Annotated in this window: 35 protein-coding genes; 18 read left to right on the forward strand and 17 right to left on the reverse strand. The window is 48.4% G+C overall.

Annotated features, from left to right (window positions below; all coding sequences use genetic code 11):
- Window positions 1-91 precede the first annotated feature (91 nt).
- The 3 genes from gap to IT084_RS18505 form a co-directional block, all read right to left on the reverse strand.
- Entirely contained in the window at window positions 92-1,189 is a 1,098-nt protein-coding gene (gene gap / locus IT084_RS04370) for a type I glyceraldehyde-3-phosphate dehydrogenase (RefSeq protein ID WP_195711485.1), read from the reverse strand.
- A 92-nt stretch (window positions 1,190-1,281) separates the two neighbouring features.
- The gene (locus IT084_RS04375; protein WP_243276757.1) at window positions 1,282-1,515 is read right to left on the reverse strand and encodes a TGS domain-containing protein; all 234 of its coding nucleotides are present in this window, start codon (window positions 1,513-1,515) and stop codon (window positions 1,282-1,284) included.
- Between the two features lies 1 nt (window position 1,516).
- Window positions 1,517-1,639, reverse strand: coding sequence for a hypothetical protein (locus IT084_RS18505; RefSeq protein ID WP_279327818.1), 123 nt, complete (start codon window positions 1,637-1,639; stop codon window positions 1,517-1,519).
- 142 nt (window positions 1,640-1,781) lie between these two features.
- Here IT084_RS18505 and IT084_RS04380 point away from each other — a divergent pair, with 142 nt between their 5' ends.
- The 5 genes from IT084_RS04380 to IT084_RS18515 all read left to right on the forward strand — a co-directional run bounded on the left by IT084_RS04380 (window position 1,782) and on the right by IT084_RS18515 (window position 3,877).
- Window positions 1,782-2,114, forward strand: coding sequence for a hypothetical protein (locus IT084_RS04380; protein WP_195711487.1), 333 nt, complete (start codon window positions 1,782-1,784; stop codon window positions 2,112-2,114).
- 209 nt (window positions 2,115-2,323) lie between these two features.
- Window positions 2,324-2,446, forward strand: coding sequence for a hypothetical protein (locus IT084_RS18510; RefSeq protein WP_279327819.1), 123 nt, complete (start codon window positions 2,324-2,326; stop codon window positions 2,444-2,446).
- Window positions 2,447-2,627: 181 nt separating this feature from the next.
- The gene (locus IT084_RS04385) at window positions 2,628-2,885 is read left to right on the forward strand and encodes a TM1266 family iron-only hydrogenase system putative regulator (protein WP_195711489.1); all 258 of its coding nucleotides are present in this window, start codon (window positions 2,628-2,630) and stop codon (window positions 2,883-2,885) included.
- Between the two features lie 169 nt (window positions 2,886-3,054).
- Window positions 3,055-3,576: an NUDIX domain-containing protein gene (locus IT084_RS04390; RefSeq protein WP_195711491.1), complete on the forward strand. Its 522-nt coding sequence runs from the start codon at window positions 3,055-3,057 to the stop codon at window positions 3,574-3,576.
- Between the two features lie 169 nt (window positions 3,577-3,745).
- Window positions 3,746-3,877 carry a hypothetical protein gene (locus IT084_RS18515; protein ID WP_279327820.1) on the forward strand — a complete coding sequence of 44 codons (132 nt, stop codon included), beginning with the start codon at window positions 3,746-3,748 and terminating at the stop codon, window positions 3,875-3,877.
- A 210-nt stretch (window positions 3,878-4,087) separates the two neighbouring features.
- Here the strand turns inward: IT084_RS18515 and IT084_RS04395 are convergent, their stop codons facing one another.
- The gene (locus tag IT084_RS04395; RefSeq protein WP_195711493.1) at window positions 4,088-4,324 is read right to left on the reverse strand and encodes a hypothetical protein; all 237 of its coding nucleotides are present in this window, start codon (window positions 4,322-4,324) and stop codon (window positions 4,088-4,090) included.
- Between the two features lie 290 nt (window positions 4,325-4,614).
- Here IT084_RS04395 and IT084_RS04400 point away from each other — a divergent pair, with 290 nt between their 5' ends.
- Window positions 4,615-4,770, forward strand: a complete 156-nt coding sequence (locus IT084_RS04400; protein WP_195711495.1) for a hypothetical protein — start codon at window positions 4,615-4,617, stop codon at window positions 4,768-4,770.
- A 159-nt stretch (window positions 4,771-4,929) separates the two neighbouring features.
- Window positions 4,930-5,091: a hypothetical protein gene (locus IT084_RS04405; protein ID WP_195711497.1), complete on the forward strand. Its 162-nt coding sequence runs from the start codon at window positions 4,930-4,932 to the stop codon at window positions 5,089-5,091.
- 253 nt (window positions 5,092-5,344) lie between these two features.
- Here the strand turns inward: IT084_RS04405 and IT084_RS04410 are convergent, their stop codons facing one another.
- From IT084_RS04410 to IT084_RS04425, 4 genes are all read right to left on the reverse strand, one after another.
- On the reverse strand, window positions 5,345-5,608 hold the full coding sequence (locus IT084_RS04410; protein ID WP_195711499.1) for a hypothetical protein: 264 nt from the start codon (window positions 5,606-5,608) through the stop codon (window positions 5,345-5,347).
- Window positions 5,609-5,643: 35 nt separating this feature from the next.
- Window positions 5,644-5,880 (reverse strand): hypothetical protein, encoded by a 237-nt coding sequence (locus IT084_RS04415; RefSeq protein WP_195711502.1) that lies wholly within the window; start codon window positions 5,878-5,880, stop codon window positions 5,644-5,646.
- A gap of 94 nt (window positions 5,881-5,974) precedes the next feature.
- On the reverse strand, window positions 5,975-6,451 hold the full coding sequence (locus IT084_RS04420; RefSeq protein ID WP_195711504.1) for a hypothetical protein: 477 nt from the start codon (window positions 6,449-6,451) through the stop codon (window positions 5,975-5,977).
- Between the two features lie 24 nt (window positions 6,452-6,475).
- A complete protein-coding gene (locus tag IT084_RS04425) occupies window positions 6,476-6,922 on the reverse strand; it encodes an Hsp20/alpha crystallin family protein (RefSeq protein WP_243276770.1) in 447 nt (148 codons plus the stop codon).
- Between the two features lie 82 nt (window positions 6,923-7,004).
- On the opposite strand from IT084_RS04425, the gene IT084_RS04430 reads away from it, so the two are divergent.
- Together IT084_RS04430 and IT084_RS04435 are read left to right on the forward strand one after the other, a co-directional pair.
- On the forward strand, window positions 7,005-7,256 hold the full coding sequence (locus IT084_RS04430; RefSeq protein ID WP_195711507.1) for a hypothetical protein: 252 nt from the start codon (window positions 7,005-7,007) through the stop codon (window positions 7,254-7,256).
- Window positions 7,257-7,269: 13 nt separating this feature from the next.
- Window positions 7,270-7,506, forward strand: a complete 237-nt coding sequence (locus tag IT084_RS04435) for a hypothetical protein (protein ID WP_195711509.1) — start codon at window positions 7,270-7,272, stop codon at window positions 7,504-7,506.
- A 43-nt stretch (window positions 7,507-7,549) separates the two neighbouring features.
- Here the strand turns inward: IT084_RS04435 and IT084_RS04440 are convergent, their stop codons facing one another.
- Window positions 7,550-7,756, reverse strand: coding sequence for a hypothetical protein (locus tag IT084_RS04440; RefSeq protein WP_195711510.1), 207 nt, complete (start codon window positions 7,754-7,756; stop codon window positions 7,550-7,552).
- Window positions 7,757-8,079: 323 nt separating this feature from the next.
- On the opposite strand from IT084_RS04440, the gene IT084_RS04445 reads away from it, so the two are divergent.
- Genes IT084_RS04445 through IT084_RS04455 form a run of 3 tightly spaced genes read left to right on the forward strand, consistent with a single transcriptional unit; the run spans window position 8,080 to window position 10,957 of the window.
- The gene (locus IT084_RS04445; protein WP_195711511.1) at window positions 8,080-8,670 is read left to right on the forward strand and encodes an aminodeoxychorismate/anthranilate synthase component II; all 591 of its coding nucleotides are present in this window, start codon (window positions 8,080-8,082) and stop codon (window positions 8,668-8,670) included.
- Window positions 8,660-10,096: an aminodeoxychorismate synthase component I gene (pabB, locus tag IT084_RS04450; RefSeq protein ID WP_195711512.1), complete on the forward strand. Its 1,437-nt coding sequence runs from the start codon at window positions 8,660-8,662 to the stop codon at window positions 10,094-10,096. Before IT084_RS04445 ends, pabB begins: the two co-directional genes overlap by 11 nt.
- Window positions 10,097-10,111: 15 nt before the next feature.
- Window positions 10,112-10,957, forward strand: coding sequence for an aminotransferase class IV (locus IT084_RS04455; protein ID WP_195711513.1), 846 nt, complete (start codon window positions 10,112-10,114; stop codon window positions 10,955-10,957).
- On the opposite strand, the gene IT084_RS04460 is transcribed toward IT084_RS04455, so the two are convergent.
- Window positions 10,938-11,132 (reverse strand): hypothetical protein, encoded by a 195-nt coding sequence (locus tag IT084_RS04460; protein ID WP_195711514.1) that lies wholly within the window; start codon window positions 11,130-11,132, stop codon window positions 10,938-10,940. The two genes, IT084_RS04455 and IT084_RS04460, sit on opposite strands and share 20 nt — an antisense overlap.
- Before the next feature lie 244 nt (window positions 11,133-11,376).
- On the opposite strand from IT084_RS04460, the gene IT084_RS04465 reads away from it, so the two are divergent.
- Window positions 11,377-12,420: a hypothetical protein gene (locus IT084_RS04465; protein WP_195711515.1), complete on the forward strand. Its 1,044-nt coding sequence runs from the start codon at window positions 11,377-11,379 to the stop codon at window positions 12,418-12,420.
- A 1,224-nt stretch (window positions 12,421-13,644) separates the two neighbouring features.
- On the opposite strand, the gene IT084_RS04470 is transcribed toward IT084_RS04465, so the two are convergent.
- Window positions 13,645-13,836, reverse strand: a complete 192-nt coding sequence (locus IT084_RS04470) for a hypothetical protein (protein WP_195711517.1) — start codon at window positions 13,834-13,836, stop codon at window positions 13,645-13,647.
- Between the two features lie 53 nt (window positions 13,837-13,889).
- On the opposite strand from IT084_RS04470, the gene IT084_RS04475 reads away from it, so the two are divergent.
- The gene (locus IT084_RS04475) at window positions 13,890-14,612 is read left to right on the forward strand and encodes a metallophosphoesterase (RefSeq protein ID WP_195711519.1); all 723 of its coding nucleotides are present in this window, start codon (window positions 13,890-13,892) and stop codon (window positions 14,610-14,612) included.
- Here IT084_RS04475 and IT084_RS04480 read toward each other — a convergent pair.
- A complete protein-coding gene (locus IT084_RS04480; RefSeq protein ID WP_195711521.1) occupies window positions 14,595-15,446 on the reverse strand; it encodes a hypothetical protein in 852 nt (283 codons plus the stop codon). The two genes, IT084_RS04475 and IT084_RS04480, sit on opposite strands and share 18 nt — an antisense overlap.
- Window positions 15,447-15,575: 129 nt before the next feature.
- On the opposite strand from IT084_RS04480, the gene IT084_RS04485 reads away from it, so the two are divergent.
- Both IT084_RS04485 and IT084_RS04490 read left to right on the forward strand, forming a co-directional pair.
- A complete protein-coding gene (locus IT084_RS04485; protein ID WP_195711523.1) occupies window positions 15,576-15,905 on the forward strand; it encodes a hypothetical protein in 330 nt (109 codons plus the stop codon).
- Window positions 15,906-16,008: 103 nt separating this feature from the next.
- Window positions 16,009-16,167, forward strand: a complete 159-nt coding sequence (locus IT084_RS04490) for a hypothetical protein (RefSeq protein ID WP_195711525.1) — start codon at window positions 16,009-16,011, stop codon at window positions 16,165-16,167.
- 57 nt (window positions 16,168-16,224) lie between these two features.
- On the opposite strand, the gene IT084_RS04495 is transcribed toward IT084_RS04490, so the two are convergent.
- Complete coding sequence (locus IT084_RS04495) at window positions 16,225-17,418, reverse strand: pyridoxal phosphate-dependent aminotransferase (RefSeq protein ID WP_195711527.1); 1,194 nt, start codon at window positions 17,416-17,418, stop codon at window positions 16,225-16,227.
- Between the two features lie 326 nt (window positions 17,419-17,744).
- Here IT084_RS04495 and IT084_RS04500 point away from each other — a divergent pair, with 326 nt between their 5' ends.
- A complete protein-coding gene (locus IT084_RS04500; protein WP_195711529.1) occupies window positions 17,745-18,071 on the forward strand; it encodes a DegT/DnrJ/EryC1/StrS family aminotransferase in 327 nt (108 codons plus the stop codon).
- A gap of 61 nt (window positions 18,072-18,132) precedes the next feature.
- On the forward strand, window positions 18,133-18,510 hold the full coding sequence (locus tag IT084_RS04505) for a 4Fe-4S dicluster domain-containing protein (protein ID WP_195711531.1): 378 nt from the start codon (window positions 18,133-18,135) through the stop codon (window positions 18,508-18,510).
- On the opposite strand, the gene IT084_RS04510 is transcribed toward IT084_RS04505, so the two are convergent.
- From IT084_RS04510 to IT084_RS04525, 4 genes are all read right to left on the reverse strand, one after another.
- Window positions 18,507-18,749: a hypothetical protein gene (locus IT084_RS04510; RefSeq protein WP_195711533.1), complete on the reverse strand. Its 243-nt coding sequence runs from the start codon at window positions 18,747-18,749 to the stop codon at window positions 18,507-18,509. The genes IT084_RS04505 and IT084_RS04510 overlap by 4 nt on opposite strands.
- A 112-nt stretch (window positions 18,750-18,861) precedes the next feature.
- A complete protein-coding gene (locus IT084_RS04515; RefSeq protein WP_195711535.1) occupies window positions 18,862-19,089 on the reverse strand; it encodes a hypothetical protein in 228 nt (75 codons plus the stop codon).
- 162 nt (window positions 19,090-19,251) lie between these two features.
- A complete protein-coding gene (locus IT084_RS04520; protein WP_195711537.1) occupies window positions 19,252-19,596 on the reverse strand; it encodes an AMP-binding enzyme in 345 nt (114 codons plus the stop codon).
- A gap of 54 nt (window positions 19,597-19,650) precedes the next feature.
- Window positions 19,651-20,502, reverse strand: coding sequence for a 3-hydroxybutyryl-CoA dehydrogenase (locus tag IT084_RS04525; protein ID WP_195711539.1), 852 nt, complete (start codon window positions 20,500-20,502; stop codon window positions 19,651-19,653).
- Between the last annotated feature and the right edge of the window lie 2 nt (window positions 20,503-20,504).

The following is a 20,504-nucleotide window of genomic DNA, read 5'->3' on the forward strand; positions in this document are numbered from 1 at the left end:
GAAAGTTTTTTAAAAAAGGGGTTGGAATTTTTCGCTTCCAACCCCTTTGTCAATTGGCCCAAATAGTTTACCGGTTCTGTCCGGAAAAATGTTACCCGGTACTATGCGGCACGTACGCCGCGGTGACGCTGCGGTACATGTTTTCCCGGGTAATGCCGGTCCAGGTGATCTTGGGCACGCTGCCCGCTTCCCGTTTGGCCATGTACAGCACAAGGTCCAGCACCCGGCAGGAATAGCCCCATTCGTTGTCGTACCAGGCCAGCACCTTGACCAGGTTACCATCCAGTACCATGGTTGAGGGTCCGTCAACAATGGATGAGTGGGAGTCACCGTAATAATCCTTGGAAACAAGCGGAGCGTCACTGAAAGCCATTATCCCTTTCAGTTCACCTCTTGTTGCTGCGAGTAGCGCATCGTTGACCTCCTCGACCGATGTGGGCCGTTCCACCACGGCGACAAAGTCCACCACCGAAACGTTGGGTGTGGGCACCCGCATGGCCAGGCCGTTAAGCTTGCCCTGTAGTTCGGGAATAACCAGCCCGACGGCCTTGGCCGCGCCCGTGGTGGTGGGGATGATGGAAACCCCGGCGGCCCTGGCCCGCCTCAAATCTTTATGCGGCAGGTCCAGGATTTGCTGGTCGTTGGTATAGGAATGTACCGTGGTCATCATCCCGTGTTTAATGGTAAACCGCTGGTGGAGCACCTTGACGACGGGAGCCAGGCAGTTGGTGGTACACGAGGCATTTGACACGATATTATGCTTTTCCGGGTTATACTGGTTGTGGTTCACGCCCATTACTATGGTGGTATCCACGTTTTTACCCGGAGCACTGATCACCACTTTCCTGGCCCCGGCCCGCAGGTGTGCTGCGGCTTCTTCCCCCTTGGTGAAGCGCCCGGTGGATTCCACAACCATGCTTACGCCAAGTTCGCCCCATGGCAATGCTCCCGGGTCCCTTTCGGCCAAAACCCGTACCTTTTTCCCGTTTACAGAAAAACTGCCTTCCTCCGCCCTGACATCGGCATTAAGAACGCCGTGCACTGAATCATACTTTAACAGGTGGGCCAGCGTTCTGGCATCGGTGAGGTCGTTGACCGCCACCACTTCCACTTCCGGGTTGTTTAAAGCCGCCCGGAAAACGTTGCGCCCGATGCGACCGAAACCGTTGATACCGATTTTTATGGTCATTAAACGACAACCCCTTTCCAGTCTGCAACAAACTATTGTAAATATAGTTTGACCGCTCTCTGGAAAGGTATGAATGCCAAATGTGCTCTTACTTAAACATGCAGTTCCACAATATCCTTATCTTGCAAAATATATTCCCTGGGTACGCTCTGCCCGTCAAAGCGGGCGGAACCCCAGATGCGCGCGTTTTTCAAAGTTTTGCTGAAATCCTTGTGAATGGAAACGGCCAGGTCCAGCACCGTGCTGCCCCGGGGTAATACAAACGGCCTGGTCATATCCGGTTCCTTGCCGGGCACCTTGGTATACACTCTAATGACTTGGGCCATCTCAAAGATCAATCTTCTCAGTTGATTTAAATTGCAAAACCCCCGCCAACCCGGCCGGCATCATGCCGGCGGTAACCGGCGGGGTGTCGATTAGTTGAAAGCTTATATCTTCGTAAGGCATCATCCCCCAACTCTAACATAATTATGTTGCAGGTAATTTAACAGGGTAGCGTGTTTAGGATGGCATATTTACCTTAATGCCTAAAGGAATATATAATATTGATGCAGTGTTAATAAATAAAGTAACTGAGTAAGGAGCTGAACCGATGGAAAACACCCGGAAAAATAATGACTCCCGGTATTTGCTTGCCGCGTTGATTGAGATTTATAGGGGTAATATGGTTTATTTGCCCGAGTTTGATCCCGAAATGGAGAGGAATTTACTGCGCGACGTTTTCTCGGCCGCCATTAGTTTCGCGAAGTTTGAGGAATCACGTAATACGCTGAGTGATGAACTTTATAACTGCGTCAGGGGCAACGCTTCCGTAAAGGGACAGGCCGAGCTGGCCAAAACACAGACGCCGGATGTGTTGTACGCCAAAATGGTTGCCGCAGCCCATATTTTGAAACTGGATGAGAATAATTTTAAATTTTCGTAGCACAGTAGAAGGTATACTGGTAAACTCCTTGATTTAACGGGAGTTTTTTCTTTTACAGCGGCCTAAAATGAGAGATGTGTTATCCATGGAAAAAATTATTGCACAACAATAACTTTAGATTTTAACAAAAACGTAACATATTTTTTATAACATGTTAACCAAGAGGGTATAAAAATAAAGTAAGATATTTACTGTAAGGAGGTGGAAATATGGCGGCGAAGAAAAGAGTCAAAATATGTGATAAATGCAGCAAATGCATTTACCGGTGGTCCGGCGGGTGCCCGGGGCTAAGCCAGTTCAGCATAGAAAAATGTAAAAACATGCTGACATAAATCAACCCCTACAATAATGGTAGGGGTTGATTTTTTGCCCGCACCGGGAGGATTCTCCTCTCAATCGTTGCCAATTTGCTTTACGAATATTCGCAACTTCAACAATGGCTGGTACGGATTTGAATATTTTTAACCGGCCCAATACATAATAATTTTAACCAATCTTTTCTGGAGGAATCTTATGCCAAGGGATATTTGCATAGTGGGGATTCTTGTGGAAAACAGGGCCAGCCAGGCTCCGGAAGTGCAACAGGTAATAACCAGATATGGTTCGCAGATCATCAGCAGGTCCGGTATACCCGACCCGACCAAGGATCGTGGGATAATTACTTTAACTATGGAGACACAGGCTGATGAAGCGCAATTGCTGGTTAATGACCTGCAGCGGTTAAACGGTGTTTCGGCCAAGTGGATGTGCCTGGCTAATGCACTGCAGTGAAAAAAGCAGTTTTTATAACAAAACCAGCCCGCATCGAAAGGTTGGTTTTTTTACTTTTCGGCAGGCAAATGAAAATGGTTGTGGAATTTATATTACGGGTGATGTGATATGAGAGAATATATTCTCGGCGCCTTTTGGGGTGTCGCTGTTGGGAGGCGGGAGTGATCTTTTGTCATCCAAAAGAAAGCAGAGGTTTTTTTACTGCCCCAAGTGCGGGGGAAAGCTGGATTACCTTGATCACCGGGGACGACCCCGGTTGACCTGCGTTTTGTGTGCATATGTTTTATATGAAAACCCGGTAGTGGGCGTGGCTGCCGTCGTCGTCAATGATCAGAACCAGATTTTACTGGGCCGCCGGAAAGGGGGCAGGTACGGCGGGCTGTGGTGTATTCCCTGCGGTTATGTGGAATATGAAGAAGATGTGTACAATGCCGTCAAAAGGGAGTTTAAAGAAGAAACCAATTTGGATATTGATATAGTGCGGGTATTTACTGTACAGTCCAACTTCCATGATCCCGAAAACCACACCGTCGGCATCTGGTTTTGGGCCCGGGTGACCGGGGGTGAGCCTGTAGCCGGGGACGACCTTGACAGGGTGGCTTACTTTGAACTATCCGATATACCGCCGCTGGCCTTTCCCACCGATCAGGTTGTGATCAACCTCCTGCGCAGCGAACTGCGGCGGTTTTAACCCGCCCGGAGTGTCATGCAAATACCCCTTGCAGCTGAGGCGGGGTATAATTTTGGCGGTGGGAATCTGCCGCTTTTTGGTTTTTTTCGCGAGTCTTGGTAACACCTCCCATTATATTTGAATACTATGAAGTATCTAAAAAAACCTTTGAAACGGGAGGTATGTATTTATGGGCTACGGAGCTACTCCTGGCGGCAAGGCTAAAACTACGGGGATTCCATTCTTTTTCCCATTGTTATTCTTTTTCCCATTCTTGTTTTTCTTTTTCTTATTCCCCTTCTTCTTTGGCTTTATTAACTAAGTCAAATAAGAAAAGGGAATGTAAAGCACCCCCCTCGCGGGGTATTTTTTTTAATTATCACTTCGCTAAAGCGCCAGGTTGAAAGTTGCTACTTTTAGTTCTTCCAGCAACCATTGATGAATAATTATGGCGCAAAGCCCCGCTCGCCCCGGCGAGGCATTTTTCATGTGGTCAAACAAGAAAAAAGGGCAATTAAGCTTGCGAAGAATTCTATTTAGCCCGGATGCGCCACAAAGAAATATGTGAGAACAGGTTGGAACCGCTTTCCCGGCCTTTCTTTTTGACATGAAAGAAAAACTCACCTAAAAATTTCTCCCAGAGATGGATTACTGCTCTTTTTTGTTCGTTTTTTAAAAGCGGCAAACTGGTATCCACTGCCTCTTTAATTAAAGCCATTGCCCGGGTCATATTTGATTTAACCTGGGATAATTCATTTTTACTATCCATTTAAATCCCCCTTGTAAGATGCAAGCTTTGCCTTGTGTTGATAAATCTTTTTCTGCGCCGGTATACCATTCTTTACATAAGCATTCAGCCGGGGGTTATTTCTGCCCTTCCGGTATGCCCCTCTTCCAGTCTATTTTATGGTGTTGGAATTGGTGCCAGTTTAAATCAATTAAATCCCTGTAGACTGTTTTTTATACTGTTTTCCCATGTCTTAGTAACACCTTTCACCAGGATAACATACTATAAACCAGGCTACTGCAAAAACTTATATATTTAAGGAGGGATTGTTAATGGCGTTTCCCGCAGTTCCCCCGGCAGTATCGGCACCAATTCCGGGTTTTGTTGATTTCTTCCCTGCTTTTATTCTCTTCCTGGTTCTGGTACTGCTTGTGTTCGGCGCAGGTTTCTTTGGTTTTGGCGGCATCGGTTATGAGGCTGAGAAGTAGTGGCAAGTATTCTGCACAATCAGCGGGCACCCCGAGGAGGGGTGCCAATTATATTTTCGAGTGTGACATTGTTGGTTCATGTATTAACACTTTCTACCAGGTGAGCATATTATTTAGCTAGGGGCCCCAAAATACAACTTGTTAAGGAGGAATGTGTTCATGGCGTTTCCGGGATTTCCGGTACCACCGGCACCAGTACCGGGTTTTGTTGATTTCTTCCCTCCATTTATTCTCTTCCTGGTTCTGGTGTTACTTGTGTTCGGCGCAGGTTTCTTCGGCTTTGGCGGCGTTGGTTTTGAAGCAGGAAGTAGCCCCAAGTAATCTGTACAACTAACAGGCGCCCCATGGAGGGGCGCCAATTATTTTGCCATGTGACGGTATTTCATTTTATGTATTTACATTTTTGCAATAATGATGTTTCCTTATAATTCCACTATCGTTATTGCTGTTTTTATACGTTTGTTTCCCATGCTGCGTTTAAAAGAAATCTTATAAAAGAAAAGCCGGGGATAGGTTAAGAAGACCATCCTCGGCTTTTCCTAAGTTTGGCTGAAGGGTGATAATATTGGCAGCCCTATTTAGCTTTATAGCCCAAAACATTGGCAATGTTGCCGTCATGCACCTGGAAATCCTCCCGGTCGTTGTCGGAAAAGTACACTTTGCTGGCGGGTACCACGGCATAATCCCCAAAATTATCCCCGACACCACGGTTTATCTTGTTATAGCTACTGGTTTCCATGGGCAGGTTTATTCCAATATTAATCATGGATGCGGTCTGAACAACATTTATCTTTATAATACCAATATTAATCACCGGACACGGAAGAAAATTTCTCATAATTACCATTCCAAAGCATTATATTATAATTATAATTATACGATTAAATCACTGTCACTCGACAGAAAATCAAATATATCCTGATCCACCAGGATGGGAGCAAGTGTCGAAGTGCAAGAAACATCCCCGAAATTATCTCCCATTCTGTTAGTCTTGTTATGGCTGTTAACCCCTACCGGTATGTTGACGGGTGACATATTTATCAAAGCACCGGTTTGCACCACGTTAATTTTGAACGGCCCGAAATTTATAATTGGAAACGGCAGAGCCAAAATAATTCCTCCTCTGATCGAATTTATAACCATAGTATGATTGATGGAGGGGAATAGTTAAAAGTTCCCGGGCATTATCATTGGTATTTCTCTTTTATTTCACTATTGTTTTACCGTTTTTATCCGCCTGCTTTCCACCCGGTGTTTCCTTGTAATTTATGGTTAATTTGGGGCCTGTGCCCTGGTGGGATTGTTTTTTCTTTTTTTCCTCTTTGCCTTCTTTTACCGGGGGCTGGGTGTCCAGATCTTTCTTTTCCTTACCCTTAGGTGCGGTTCCAATGCCGTAGTTGGCGCCGATGTTGAGCATTCCGCTTAATTCTTTGATCCCCAGCGAACCAAAATTATTTGTATGTTCAACTTTATCAACCACTATTCTTTCGACGTAAAACTGCTCTATCACAATGGGGGGGTGAATTTTTGCATGTTCCTGGTTGCAGCGCTGTTCCAAATCTTGAACCTTTTTTTCCAGTTCACAGACTCTTTTCTCAATAATATCCCGGTCATCACCAAAAATTAATTGCCACAAGCAATCCGCAAAACCCTTAATTTTTTCTATAATTTTACATGACATGCTGACCCCTACATTTGGAAAATTTTATTCTATATTTATGCTTGTTGCGGTTGCTTTTAAATCACGCGGCAAACGCACTTCCAACAGGCCGTTGACAAACTTTGCCGAAACCCCTTCCTTTTGAACGATTTCCGGAAGCTGAATTGTCCGTTCGAAAGGGCCGTAAAACCTTTCCGTAGTTACATTGGTATGTTTGGGATAGGGAGGATGCACAGTTCCTTTTATTTGCAAGCGATCTCCCGTAACGGTTAGTTGTACGTCCTCTTTACGTATACCCGGTATTTCAATTAATACTACAATCTCGGTTTCTTTTTGATAAACATCCGCGCGCGGATAGTTGGACTCCGCGTCAAAAGTCTTTAAAAAACTGGACATGAAATCTTTTGTTTGCGGGCTGTCAAACACTGCGGACCAGAAATCCCGACCGTGCATTTTTTGGGCCAAATCCCGCCAGCGCAATAATTTATCCATATCCAATTAATCCTCGCCTCCCGAGGCAGGTGATTTTTTTGTTCAGCAGTTGCATATATTAAAATATACCGGGGGGGTCAAAATGTCACCTGTTACAATTAATATTTTTTTTATAAAAATTAATTCCATTGAAAATGCATCAGCTTTCAACGTGGGACAAAATTATCTCGTGGATTGGACTAATTCTGATAAGAGAAACCAGGGATTCGGTCAAAATTATGGAGATAAAAGCGGGTTTATCGGCACCCAAAGTATCGTTGATGATAAAGACCTGATCGACTCGCCTTCCCAGAAAAAATCCTTACCCCCGGGGTTGCCGTTACTTGATTTTTAGGAGGACTGATAATTTGGTCATATTTTCACCTGTGGTGGTCAACTTGCTTGGTTTTAAGGTAAACCTGCTTGAGCGTAATTCCATACTTAGCTTTGGTCCTGTTCAGGAAGTTGATATTTATCTTTCAACTAAACGCAACCAGGGCTTTGGCGAGCAAAACGGGGACCTAACAACCACTATAGCGCCCTTGAACATAGCTAACGACCAAGATGTAAGTGATTCAAACTCGGCCAAAGGAAGTGTTGTTTAAGCAGCAAAGTAAAGTAACCCCTTCACCAACGATAGGGGTTATTTTATTTGGGTTTATTAAAATATCCAATGGACTTGCTTTCCAAGTAATTTATAAACTCCCTGGTGACGGCGAAAAAAATCCGGGTAATGAGCTGCAATACTTCGGGGCTCAGTTCCATGGCTTGGTAATGGAGATTCGGGTTATTTTCGCTGGAATCACAGGTATAATACGGGTATTTAATGTTTTCACGTTTTTGATTGGACTCCACCTATAAACACCTCGTATTAACGCGTATTAAGAATTATAATTATATGATATTCATCACCGCAAGCAAGTGCCACTTGGGAGGAGTTTTTCTCCAGTTCGTTCAGGCTTGGAATGTGGCGTACCGGTAATGGTCTCCGGCCGGACCAGCGATTTTTAGCAGGGTATTGACAGATTAAGCAATGTTGTATTAACATATTCCCGACAACTGAAAGCTGAGCTGAGTGGAGTTGGTTGAGGTGGAAGAGATTAGACGACTCGGAGACACGGGGTGAGAACCAGCGTTTTGTGCTGGTTTTTTTTATTTCCCAAAAGGGGGGGGTAAACATGATTTTACTCATTGATAATTATGATTCGTTTGTCTACAACCTGTACCAGTATTTGTCCGAGTTGGGCAAAGAGGTAAACGTTTATCGAAATGATGAGATAACTGCGGAAGATGTGGAGGAAATGGCTCCGGAATGCATTATTCTCTCACCGGGGCCGTGCACGCCGGACGAGGCGGGTGTATGCCTGGAGCTGGTCAGCCGCTTGTCCGGAAAAATCCCCATCTTTGGCGTGTGCCTGGGACACCAGGTGATCGGACAGGCACTGGGGGGGAAGGTGGTGCGGGCGCCAAGGCCGGTGCATGGTAAAACTTCATGGATTACGCACACCGGGAGGGGTATTTATTCCGGCCTGCCCAATCCCATGCAAGTGGGTCGCTATCACTCGCTGGTGTTGGAAAACGGCAGCCTGCCCGGTTGCCTGGAGATTACCGCACGCACTGTACAAGGGGAAATCATGGGGGTGCGGCACCGCCGCTTGCCGGTGGAAGGGGTTCAATTTCACCCGGAATCGATTTTAACTACTTACGGTAAAAAACTTCTGGCCAATTACCTGCAAACCATTAAAGGGGACATGCTTTATGCCGGATAAATTGCCTGTATATAAGAAACTGTCCGTGCAGCCGGGTGCGCCGGAAATATTCGAGAGGATTAAAGAGTTACCCTACCCGTTTTTACTGGATACCGGCATGCTGGTCAACGGCCTGGGGCATCATTCTTTTGTGGGGGCGGACCCCTTTATGGTAATGATTAGCAAGGGACGGCAAATTACCCTGAAAGAGAGAAACAGGGTTTCCACTTTTTACGGTTCGCCAATGGCAGTGCTGAAAAACCTGCTGGCACGGTTTGCCATGCCGCCGGAATGCGGTTTGTTTCCCTTTAATGGCGGGGCGGTCGGTTTTTTTAGTTATGACCTGGGCAGGCAGTTTGAAAAAATCCCGGTGCTGGCTGCTGATGATCTGCAAACCCCCGATCTTTTTCTCGGGTTTTATGACGTCTTGGTGGCGGTGGATGTGCGGACCAGCGAGGTATTTATCATATCCACCGGGCTGCCGGAGCGGGGAGCCGCTGCTGTGGACCGGGCATTGCTGCGGCTGAACAATCTGGAGGAATATTTACGTGGAACTCCCGGGCCGCGCTTGCGCCGGGAACAGGATAACACCCGGAAAGATCCTTCATTGCTTGTTTCCAATTTTACTCCCGGGCGCTATTGTGAAATGGTGAGGCGGGCTATTGAATACATTTTTGCCGGAGACATTTTCCAAGTGAACTTGACCCAGCGTTTTTCCGCGCCGCAAACCGTTGATGCCTGGGAATTATACCGCAGGTTAAGGGACATCAATCCCGCCCCGTTTGCCGCCTTTTTGTCCTGTGGTGAGATCGAGGTACTATCCGCATCACCTGAACGTTTTTTAAAGTTGGAAGGGAATAAAGTGGAAACGCGGCCCATAAAAGGTACCAGGCCCCGGGGACGGACACCCGAAGAGGATGATTGTTTGCGCCGGGAACTGTGGCACAGTGAGAAGGACCGGGCGGAGTTGATGATGATAGTGGATCTGGAACGCAATGACCTGGGCCGGGTTTGTGAGATTGGCTCGGTCAGGGTGCCGGAGCTTTATCGCCTGGAGGAATATGCCACGGTTTTTCATCTGGTTTCCACAGTTGAGGGCCGTCTGCTACCCGGCAAGGACATCACCGACCTGCTGGCCGCCTCATTTCCGGGAGGTTCCATTACCGGCGCGCCTAAAATAAGGGCTATAGAAATCATCGAGGAGATGGAGCCGGTACGCCGTGGCATCTATACGGGTTCCATCGGGTACATCGGTTTCGACGGGCGAGCGGATCTGAATATTGTAATCAGAACCATCCTGGCCCGCGGTGGCAAACTTTACTTCCAGGTTGGCGGAGGCATTACCGCCGACTCGGACCCGCACAAGGAATACGTAGAAACCCTGGACAAAGCCAGGGCCCTGGCTAGAGCGCTTGGTTTGGAAGCCGCGTTGGAGCAACAAGTTTAAAAAGAGGGTGGTTTTTTGCGCGAATTTTACCTGGTTAACGGCAAACCCGCCTCTGCTGTAACGGCGGGGGTAAGTATAAAGGATAGGGGGTTGCTTTACGGTTATAGCCTGTTCGAAACCATGCTGGTGAAAAACGGCAAACCCATGCTGCTTTTCCACCACCTGGAGAGAATAGACCGTTCGGCATCCGAGCTTGGCATAAGGTTACCCGGTGGGCGTGCCGCCTTGGCGGCTTTGTGCTGTGACGCAGTCGGCCGCTCAGGCGTAATTGAAGGTGTGTTGCGCCTGACTGTCACCGCCGGCTCCGGCGTAAAAGAGGATGGTTGCAGTATAATATCGGTGCGGGAAGCCATACCTTACAGGAAAGACCAGTATGAGAAAGGGGTTTCATTAATGACCCTGCATTTTCCCCGCAACGAAAGGTCTCCACTGGTTAAACACAAAACGGCCAATTACCTGGAAAACCTGTTGGGACGTCTCGAGGCGCGCCGCCGGGGATATGACGAGGGGGTTTTCCTGAACACCAGCGGCCGGGTGGCGGAAGGTACGGTGAGTAATATATTTATGGTGCGAAATGGCGAACTGCTGACGCCCCCGGTGGAAGCGGGGTTGCTGCCGGGCATCGTCCGTCGCCTGGTAATTGAAGGCGCGGCAACAGCCGGTCTGGTGTGCAAAGAAGTAAATTTTACCCGCTTGGAACTGCAACGGGCGGAGGAGTGTTTCATTACCAATTCCTTAATGGGGATAATGCCGGTTACCAGGCTGGATGATTTGCCTGTGGGCAACGGGAAACCCGGCCCGGTCACCCTGAAAATGGCCGGGATATATCTGGCAGCTGCGTTTAAATCACAGGGTTGTTAGTTGATTGCCATAGCCTTGCGGGCGCTTGCCGGCCATAAGACGTGGGCCGTGCGACACAATGCGTTTGGTTTGCCTTTTTTATCAATTCTGCCTTCGCTTGATTTTCTGTGCTAAGGATCAGCAGGATCAGGATTAAGAATAATACATAAGGATTGGCGTTAATGGAAAAATCCAATTTACGCGACCTCCTTTACAAAAGTGTACCCGGGCATTAATTACCCGGGTATTTTTTTACCTTAAGTTACTGTCATAACCCGGTTTGTTTTCTTTTTTACCCATAATATAGCTACGGATGAAATGTGTTACAAGTTTAAAGTGTATCATCAATAAAAGTTTGTGAATAGCATGAAATATAGTTTTAAAGATCAGATGCGGAGATGAGGCAATGGGTGGGAAAATTAATATGATGGGGGAAAATCATGAATATCGAGATTAAAAGGGTTGGCAATAGCGCCGGCATGCAGGCATTTTTGGCAGTGCCATACAAAGTTTACGGTGAGAAGGCTGTCCCGCCTTCAGCCGCCAGTTTTATGACCAGTGCCCGGTTTTCGCCCTTGTTCAACCCGGGATTGGAACATATACGGTTCGCCAATTTTGTAGCGATCAAGGAGGGGCAGCCGGTAGGAAGAATAACCGCATCTATTGATAGTTTGAACCCGCGGCCGGAAGAAGGTTTTTTCGGCTCTTTCGAATGTGTTGACAGCCCGGAGGTGGCGGGATCTCTTCTAGACGCGGCGGCCGGGTGGCTGAAAAAGCAAAATAAAACCGTCATGGTGGGTCCCGCAACTTTAAATACCAACCAGCAAGTGGGAATATTAATTGAAGGTTTTGACAAGGAAATGCAAAATGAGCTTCCTTATAACCCCCCCTATTATCAAAACTTGTTGGAAGAAGCGGGGTTGGTTAAAATACAGGATCTGGAATGTTTTAGCTGGAAGCTGCCTGAAACAATTCCCCATGCGTTTGAAAAAAAAGGACGGTTGGAAAATGTAGTTATACGGCCGGTGAATCCCGGGTTGAGGGACGCCAGGTTAATCCAGGAAATTTATAATAAGGCTTTTTCGGAAATGTGGGGTTTTATCCCCATGTCCCTTGGTGATGTCCAGGGATTAATGATGGGAGCGGGGCAGCATATTCCGCGCAGTTTATTTCTTATTATTGAAGTTGACCGAAAACCGGCAGCCATGTTTTTATCTATTCCTTATAAAAAGCCCAAGAAAGATGGCACTGGTGGAAAAGTTAGGCTGGCTGTCGCCGGAATTGTGCCCGAATTCAGAAAAAAAGGCTTGCACAGGCAAGGGTTGGGAGTATTTTATAAAATATGCCGGAGACTGGGCTACACTGAGGGAGAGGCTTCCCAGGTCGCCGAAAGCAATGACACTGTCAAAAGGGTGATCATAAAACCCATATTTGGTGGCGATGTTACAAAAATCTACCGGGTGTACCGGCGTGACCTTACTTAAAACGGATTCTATAAAGATACCAGGGTTTTTCCCCGGGTATCTTTATATATAAATACCCCGTGGATTTAGTGCACGGGGTATTTACAGTTTTGTTGTCAACGCCGGTGGATGTTACAAGCGAGTTGTTTTGTTAAATGTTAAGCCCCTTTCTTGCCACTTTTGCCGGGTGCGACTCCCTTTTTAGGTGAGGCGCCTTTTTTTGGCGACCCGGAACCGGGTGCGGCGTCCTTTTTGGGTGTGAAACCTTTTTTAGCCGGCCCGTGAGCGGGCGCGGGACCGAAACCATAACCCATTTTAATCCCCCCTTTGTTTATTACCATAATATAGTGTCTGAGGCAATTTGTTACTTGTCTAAGAAGTATTTTTACCCCCTGCTGCCGGGCCGGTTGGCATTTAACGGGCTGTAGCGGTGATGTAATAGAACAACCGGGTAAGTAACACTTTGTGGAATTGGTGAATAGCATGTAAATGTAGCCGACGTACAGTGGTACATTGACCGGGCAAGCCCAAAAAATCTATAACCTGGTAACACTTCAAAATGTTTCTGAATAGCATGTAGATATAGGGCGAAAAGAAACACCAAAGTTGCAGCATGGCGCACTAAATAAGTGCGTTTAATGCGATAAAAAAATATTAAAGGAGGAATTTTTCAATGGCTGGCGGTATTAGCTTCTATCCTGCTTTTATCCTCTTTCTGATCCTGATTCTGCTGGTATTCGGCGCAGGTTTCTTCGGCTTCGGCGGCGTAGGTTTCGAGAAGTAACCGGTTGGCAACTCATCTTGTAGACGTAATGATTAACTGGCGGCATTAACGCGCTGGCTGGCTACGTTTATGCAGTAAAAAATATTAAAAAGGAGGAATTTTCAATGGCTGGCGGTATTAGCTTCTATCCTGCTTTTATCCTCTTTCTGATCCTGGTTCTGCTGGTATTCGGCGCAGGCTTCTTTGGTTTTGGCGGAGTTGGCTTCGAGAAGTAAATAAAGCACGCGGTTTGGAGTTGCTGTACATGGCAACTCCAAAAATTTTTCCCGGCTTTGGCGTTTTCGGTGCCAAAAAAAAGAGGATATACCCTGAAATCATTTCCAAGGTATATCCTCTTAATACTTTTGTAATTATATCTTGTTGTTTACTGCACGTGGAGCACGGTCATGTAAATAATAATTATAATACAATTATTTTAAGGCAGGAATAAGCACCCTCCCGGTAGAAAGTAACATTCTGGCTTAGGAGTACACGCACTTTAACCGGACGCACCTGCCCCTGGAGCCTTTAAACAGGTCCCGGAACAGCCGGTCCAGTTCCTCGTGTTTCAGGCGGATCAGTCCTTCCGGGTTGACCAGGATGCCGTTGATAAATAAGCGAATATAAACGTATTCTTTAGTTTCGACCATGGTAACAAGCTTGTATTCATTCAAAATATCACCTCCCTGCCGCGGGATATTTTTGATCTATATTAGGAGGATAAGTTTTGAGGATTTTTGCCATCGGCGACCTGCACCTGTCATTCAGCAAGCCCGTGAACGTCGATAAATGGGATGAAAATGCGGAGTACAAGCCAATGGAAGTAATAGACCGGTCCTGGCGCCATCATGCCCGGAGGATCTATGAAAACTGGCGCCGGGTAGTTACCAAGGAAGATGTCGTGCTTGTGCCGGGCGATATTTCCTGGGCCATGCGGCTGGAGGAAGCCCGCCCGGATTTGGAATTTTTGGGGTTATTGCCGGGCCGGATCATTTGCGTGCAGGGCAACCACGATTACTGGTGGCAAAGCATTTCCCGGGTTCGGGCGGCGGTGCCGCCCAACGTGGCCTTGATCCAAAACGACCATGCCGCCCTGGCGGGTATAAATATATGCGGTTCCAGGGGGTGGATTTGTCCCAACGGTTCGTTTTTCAAAGAAGAGGACGAAAAAATCTACCGCCGCGAATTGATCAGGATGGAGAATTCGCTGCGCAGCGCGGGTACGGGTCGAAAAATTGTGATGATGCATTATATGCCCACCAATGAGAAACATGAATATTCGGGGTTTATCGAGCTGTTCGAAAAATACGGAGTGGAAACCGTGGTATACGGTCACCTGCATGCCCAGGCCTGCCGGTACAGGCTGCCCGACCGGGCCTGGGGCATCAACTTTTACCTGACCAGTGCCGATTACCTTGATTTTACCCCCAAATTAATCCTCGCGCTGTGAATTATCACCAGCCTTGACGAAACATTCCGGGTGTCCGAAGACAAGTTCCTTGCCGCTGCGGGCATGCAGGGCTTTGGGACCGGCCGGGATCTCCACTCCGCACACCATGCAGGGCTTCGCCTGGCGGACCGGTAAAACCACACCCTCCACCGGGTTACCCTTCCAAAGCACGCGAACCTGTTCCAGCTTGTTTTTATGCGGCCTGACGGGCGAGCAGGCGGGGTGGAAATAACAGTTCTTTTTTTTGCCGTTTTCCCTGTAACGGTATTGGACAATGGGAGTGTAGGGCAAAATCTTTTTTCGGCAGCGCGAGCAAAGGCGGGTGTGGGCGGAGTTGCCCTTTAACAGGTAGCGCAATTGTTCCGGTTTGCGGCGCACTTCCATGTCCTTGAAAAAACGGCTGCGGCTGGGATCTTCTTTCAGCCACCTATCCACCATCCGGTAAAAATCCCTGTAATTGCGATCCTCCAGTTTGATTTCCGCCGGAAAGCCGGCGGCGATGATCTGGCGGTGGAAGGCCGTTTCGGCAATCTCGTGGGCCAGGCCGTCCATTTTAACGGTTTCCCAGCGGTAGCCGTTTTCGGTCAGCCACCTGTGCAGGCCGTAAAAAATATTGCCGGAACAAACGTAGAGGTAGTCGTCCCGGGTGACTTCCGCTTTCCGCATCATTTCCACTACTTTGCGGCGGGCCATTTCCTCCATTGTAACGTTACGGTCCCAGGTCAGGGGGAGAAAACTCTTATAAATCCGGCGGGGATTTTCACAGACAAGCACCAGCACTTCTGAAAAAGCCCTGCAGCCACCGCCCGCGTCTTCAATATACCAGTATCTCATTTAATAGCCTCCGTGATGGTTAAAAAGATTGTCACTACCTGATTTAGGTTCTGGTTAGCATGTTGGTGTTATGATATATTATAACATAGAGGAATTATAATATCTTTTTTTCTAAGGGGGAGGGCGCCAATGTCCAGGTTTGTTTGCGATGTATGCGGGGAGGAAGTTGCGGTTCACGAAGGAATCCTTACCTGGACCAGGGACAATAACACGCTTTCCAATTTTACGCTGTCACATAAAAACACGCCCGAGCGCAAGTGCCAGCCGGAAAGCAACAACCGTTTCAAGGACCTGTACACTTTAACTATGATTAACGGTTATATGGAATTTATCAAATATTTGATTGAACGCTGGGAAAACGGCTTTAAGTTGAAAGACAAAGAATCGCTGGAAAAGGTGCTGGAGCAACTGAACCTGCACATGCATGAAAAACTGATCCTGTTGACCGAGGAAGAATGAGGTACCGGGTCAATCCCCGTTTTAAAGCTGCGGGGATTTTTTCATTGTATGGGCTGGTTGTTATTCAGGGAGAATATTAAAAAACAACAAGGTGGGGAATGAAATGAAGGATGACAAGAAAACGTTCAAATACGAGCTGGTGCGCGAGGAATCCCCGCGCGAACTGTGGGACAAGGATGAAAAGGGCGAGGCCTTGCGGCAAAATCCCTACAAGACACCGCCCAATAACTTGACCACCAAGCAGAAGAAGTACGGGTTTTAGTCAAATGGCCTGCTTTTTCTACCGGGCGCTCCGGTGGTTTGGAAAAGGCATTTAGTTTTACTTTTGCGGCAAATTAAACTCCCGCGCCAGTTCGGCGAAGGCCGGGAACGAGTTATGGATGATTTGCCTGTCGATGCAGTAAGAGAGCCGGAAATATCCTGGTTTTCCGAACCCGCTGCCGGGGACCAGTAGCAGGTTGTATTTTTGCGCCCGGCGGACGAATTCCACGTCGTCATCGATGGGACAGCGCGGGAAAAAGTAAAACGCGCCCTGAGGCTTGACCATCTCGAACCCCAGTTCGGTCAGGTGGTTATAAATCAGGTCCCGCTTTTCCCTGTAACCGTCAATATTAACGCTTTCGCGCTGCAACGGGGTAACCAGGCGCTGGATCAACGCGGGTGCGTTGACGAATCCAAGGGTGCGGTTACAGAAAACCAGGCCCTCGAAAATAAGCGCGGCGTCCCGGATGTCCGGGTTGATGGCGACGTACCCGATGCGCTCTCCGGGCAAGGCCAGGTCCTTGCTGTGCGAGGTTACTATGATGGAGTTCCTGATATGACTGAACACGTTTGGCACGGTAACTCCATCGTAGACGATTTTGGCGTACGGTTCGTCGGAAATCAGGTAAATGGTAGTGCCCAGTTCCCGTTCCTTTTCCTCCAGCAACCGTCCCAGGGCGGCCAGCGTTTCGGCCGGGTAAACCACGCCGGTTGGGTTGTTGGGCGAGTTGATGATCAGAGCCCTGGTTTGAGGCCCAATGGCTGCGGCTATGGCCTCCAGGTCCGGCTGGAAGTCCGGCAGCGTGGGTACTTCCCGGATTCTGCCGCCGTGGTTGTCCACGTAAAAACGGTATTCCACGAAATAAGGCGTGAGAACCAGCACTTCCTCGCCCGGGTTAAGCAGCGTTTTTAGGACCACGTTGAGCCCGCCGCCGGCGCCGCAGGTCATCACGATATGGTCCGCCTTGACGGGTTTTCCCGTTTCCTCCGCCAGCACGCCGGCAATGGCCTGCCTGGTTTCCACGTAACCTGCGTTGCTCATATACCTGTGCATCCCCGGCACCGGGTTGGTGGCCAGTTTCAGCAGCTCCCGGTGGAAGCTTTCGGGCGGCTCCACGTTCGGGTTGCCCAGGGTGAAATCGTAGACCTTGTCCGCACCGTATATTTTACGCAGCTTTTCGCCTTCTTCAAACATTTTGCGGATCCATGACGAGGCGGACAAAAATCCTTCTATTTTTTGCGCAATGGGCAAGATAATCACTCTCCTTGTCATGCCGCGCGGTAAAATTACCGCCCCGGCATTTTTTTGTGGACCGGGTAACATATTTATTTTTCTTGCTTTGTTGCGAAAATACCTGCAACAATATATTTGGCCAACCTACAAAAATAATTTCATTTTAAGCAAGTCCACAATAGGGGTGCTCACCTCACCATCCGGGGTGCCACCCGTAAAACGCCGGAGTATTGCGGGTTTCTAAACGCGTTGGTATCATGGGTGTAATAAGTTCCGACCATGAGCAGGCCTGGTCGTAATAATTTTTTTACGTGGGGAGGGGAAGGGCAAACAGCCCGTTCAATATGGCGGACAAACCAGCAATCGCCGGCGGCAGGCCGGTGCGGGACCGGCTATTGCCCCTGGCCGGGTCTTCCATTAATGAAGAAGATATCCGTGCAGTTAGCGAGGTGTTGCGGGGGGGACAACTGGGGAGCGGAGAAATGGTGAAGCGCTTTGAAGAAGCGGTGGCCCGCTACGTTGGCGCCAGGTACGCCGTGGCCGTATCCTCGGGCGCGGCGGGGCTGCATATCGGATGTGGAGGACGTGATCACCGCAACATGCAGAGTTCTGGACTATTACCTGGTAAAAGAAATGTGAGCAATATCACATCCCCGTTGCGAAAAAGTTAACTTTAAAAACAAGCTGAATTGTATATATTAATAGTGCACAACAGAAAATGAGGTGATTGAAGTGGCTAAAAGGCAGATCGTAAAAATAGATGAAGAAAAATGCAACGGGTGTGGTTTATGTGTAAGCCCCTGCGTGGAGGGCGCCATTACCATAGAAAACGGTAAAGCCAGGGTGAAAAACGAGGCGCTTTGCGACGGCGCCGGCTTTTGCATCGGGGTATGCCCGCAGGGGGCGCTTTCCGTTGAATACCGGGAGGCCCCGGCCTTTGATGAACAGGCGGTGGAGGAACATATAACACAAAACCCGGGAAATTATATTCCCCAGGTTTGTTTTAACTGCGGTCGCAACGAGGACCAGGTTGCCGTGCTGCCGTGCCGTAAAGGAGGCAAAAGCATTTGGGTATGTACCAAATGCCTTCCGTCGCTGATTCACGGTTAATTTTTAATGTCGCCGGCATCACTGGTGGGGTCCATGTTTACAAACAGATTCTGTGCGTGCTCAAAACTTTGATGCATGGCCAAAATGCCTTCCCTGAGCGTGCTGACGGTGCGCGAGGTTTGATCAATAATGCCCCTGACGAGTCCCAGTTTATCGGCGGCATATTTATCTGTACTTAAAGCAAGCAAAATTAAAATTAAAAATAGGGTAAAGGGATTAGGGTTAAATTTGTTCGCCAACTGTATTGTCCTCCTTTCATTTGAATAGGCTTTTTATTTATAATATGCCGCAGTTGTTTTTAGGTGAAGGACTTTGGCGATATTACTTTACACATCTTTCCATGCCGTACCGTTACGGCTCTCGAATTACGCAAAGCGGCACGGCAATGATTTGATCGTTGCCGCAGGCGGGGCAGGTGAACAAGTGCAGGCAGTATTCGCTTGCAAAACTTACGTTGAAGTAAGGGCTGTAAGGCCCCGTGTAATCGGTAACCGGACCTGAATCAAGCATAACTTCACCGCAGGAACATTCAGGTGTAATTGTCCGCAGGGCATTGCAGAGGAAGCAGGCTGTTTCCATATTTTTTATCCACCTTTAAAGCTGATCGAGGCAGGAGCCGGGGATTCCCAAACTGGTCCCCGGCTTTTTTAATGCGTGCTTTCCGGTAATATTTTGTCCCGAACCCGGTAAATACATAAAAAAACCTGCGGATTTCCGCAGGTTTTATATCACAAGCTCAAATCAGGGACAAATTCCCTCCAGCAGTCTCAGCTTGAGCACTTTTCCGCTCGGGGACTTGGGAATCCGCGGAACTAGTTTGACTGCATGGGGTAGGCTTTCCGTTCCCAACTGGCCGCTCTGCGCCAGAAAGTCCATGATTTCCGCTTCGGTTAACCCGGGTGCGCGCGGCACGACGAAGGCAACCAATTTTTCCACTCCATCGTCACCGGTAACGAAGAAAACCGCCACTTCGTCCACCCCGGAATGTTCATACAACGCGTTCTCCACCTGTCGCATGGTGAATCTGTGGCTGACAATCGGGGAAGTTCCGCCTTCCGCCGGGTTGTATTTTTGGTTTTGTTCCATGGTTTTCCCCTCCCTATGATATAATTGCGGGGCCAATTAACTACTGATCAACTATCAACTATAGTTGTAAAAACCGCGCCCGGTTTTCCGGCCCAGGTGTCCGGCCCGCACCAGCTTGCGCAACAGAGGGCAGGGGCGGTACTTGGAATCGCCTGTTTCCATGTACAGGGTTTCGCATACCATCAACAGGGTATCCAGCCCGATCAGATCGGACAGGGCCAGGGGACCAATGGGGTGGTTGGCGCCCAGCTGCATGCCCTTGTCGATGTCTTCCGCCGTGGCCACTCCCTCCATCAACACGAACATGGCCTCGTTGAGCATGGGCACCAGGATGCGGTTGACGGCAAACAGGGGCGCTTCATTGACCATAATATACTCTTTACCCATTTTTTGCACCAGTTCTTTGGTCACTTCGACGGTGTCGTCATCCGTTTCGGCGGCCCGGATTAATTCCACCAGTTTCATTACGGGCACGGGATTAAAAAAGTGCATGCCGATAAATTTATTCGGCCTGGTGGTTACCGCGGCCATTTCCGTTACGCTCAAGCCCGAGGTGTTGGAGGCGAAATAGGCTTCGGGTTTGCAGATTTGATCCAGCTGGCGGTATACATCCTTTTTCAGGTCCATTTTTTCAATGACGGCTTCAATGACAAAATCGCAGGGAGCCAGGTCTTCCAGCGCCGTGGTGCCTTTTATGCGGGCCAAAACGGCGTCGGCTTGTTCCCGGGTCATTTTTTCTTTTTTCACGCTGCGGTCCAGGTTTTTCCGGATCACGGTTTTGCCGCGGTTGACAAATTCTTCGGTGATATCCCGCATGATTACGTCATAGCCGGCGACGGCGGCCACTTGGGCGATTCCCGCACCCATGGTGCCGGCTCCCACAACGCCAATGGTTTTAATGGTCATTT

The organism is Desulfallas sp. Bu1-1 (assembly GCF_015594625.1).
In the GTDB taxonomy this organism is placed as follows: domain Bacteria; phylum Bacillota; class Desulfotomaculia; order Desulfotomaculales; family Desulfallaceae; genus JADNRQ01.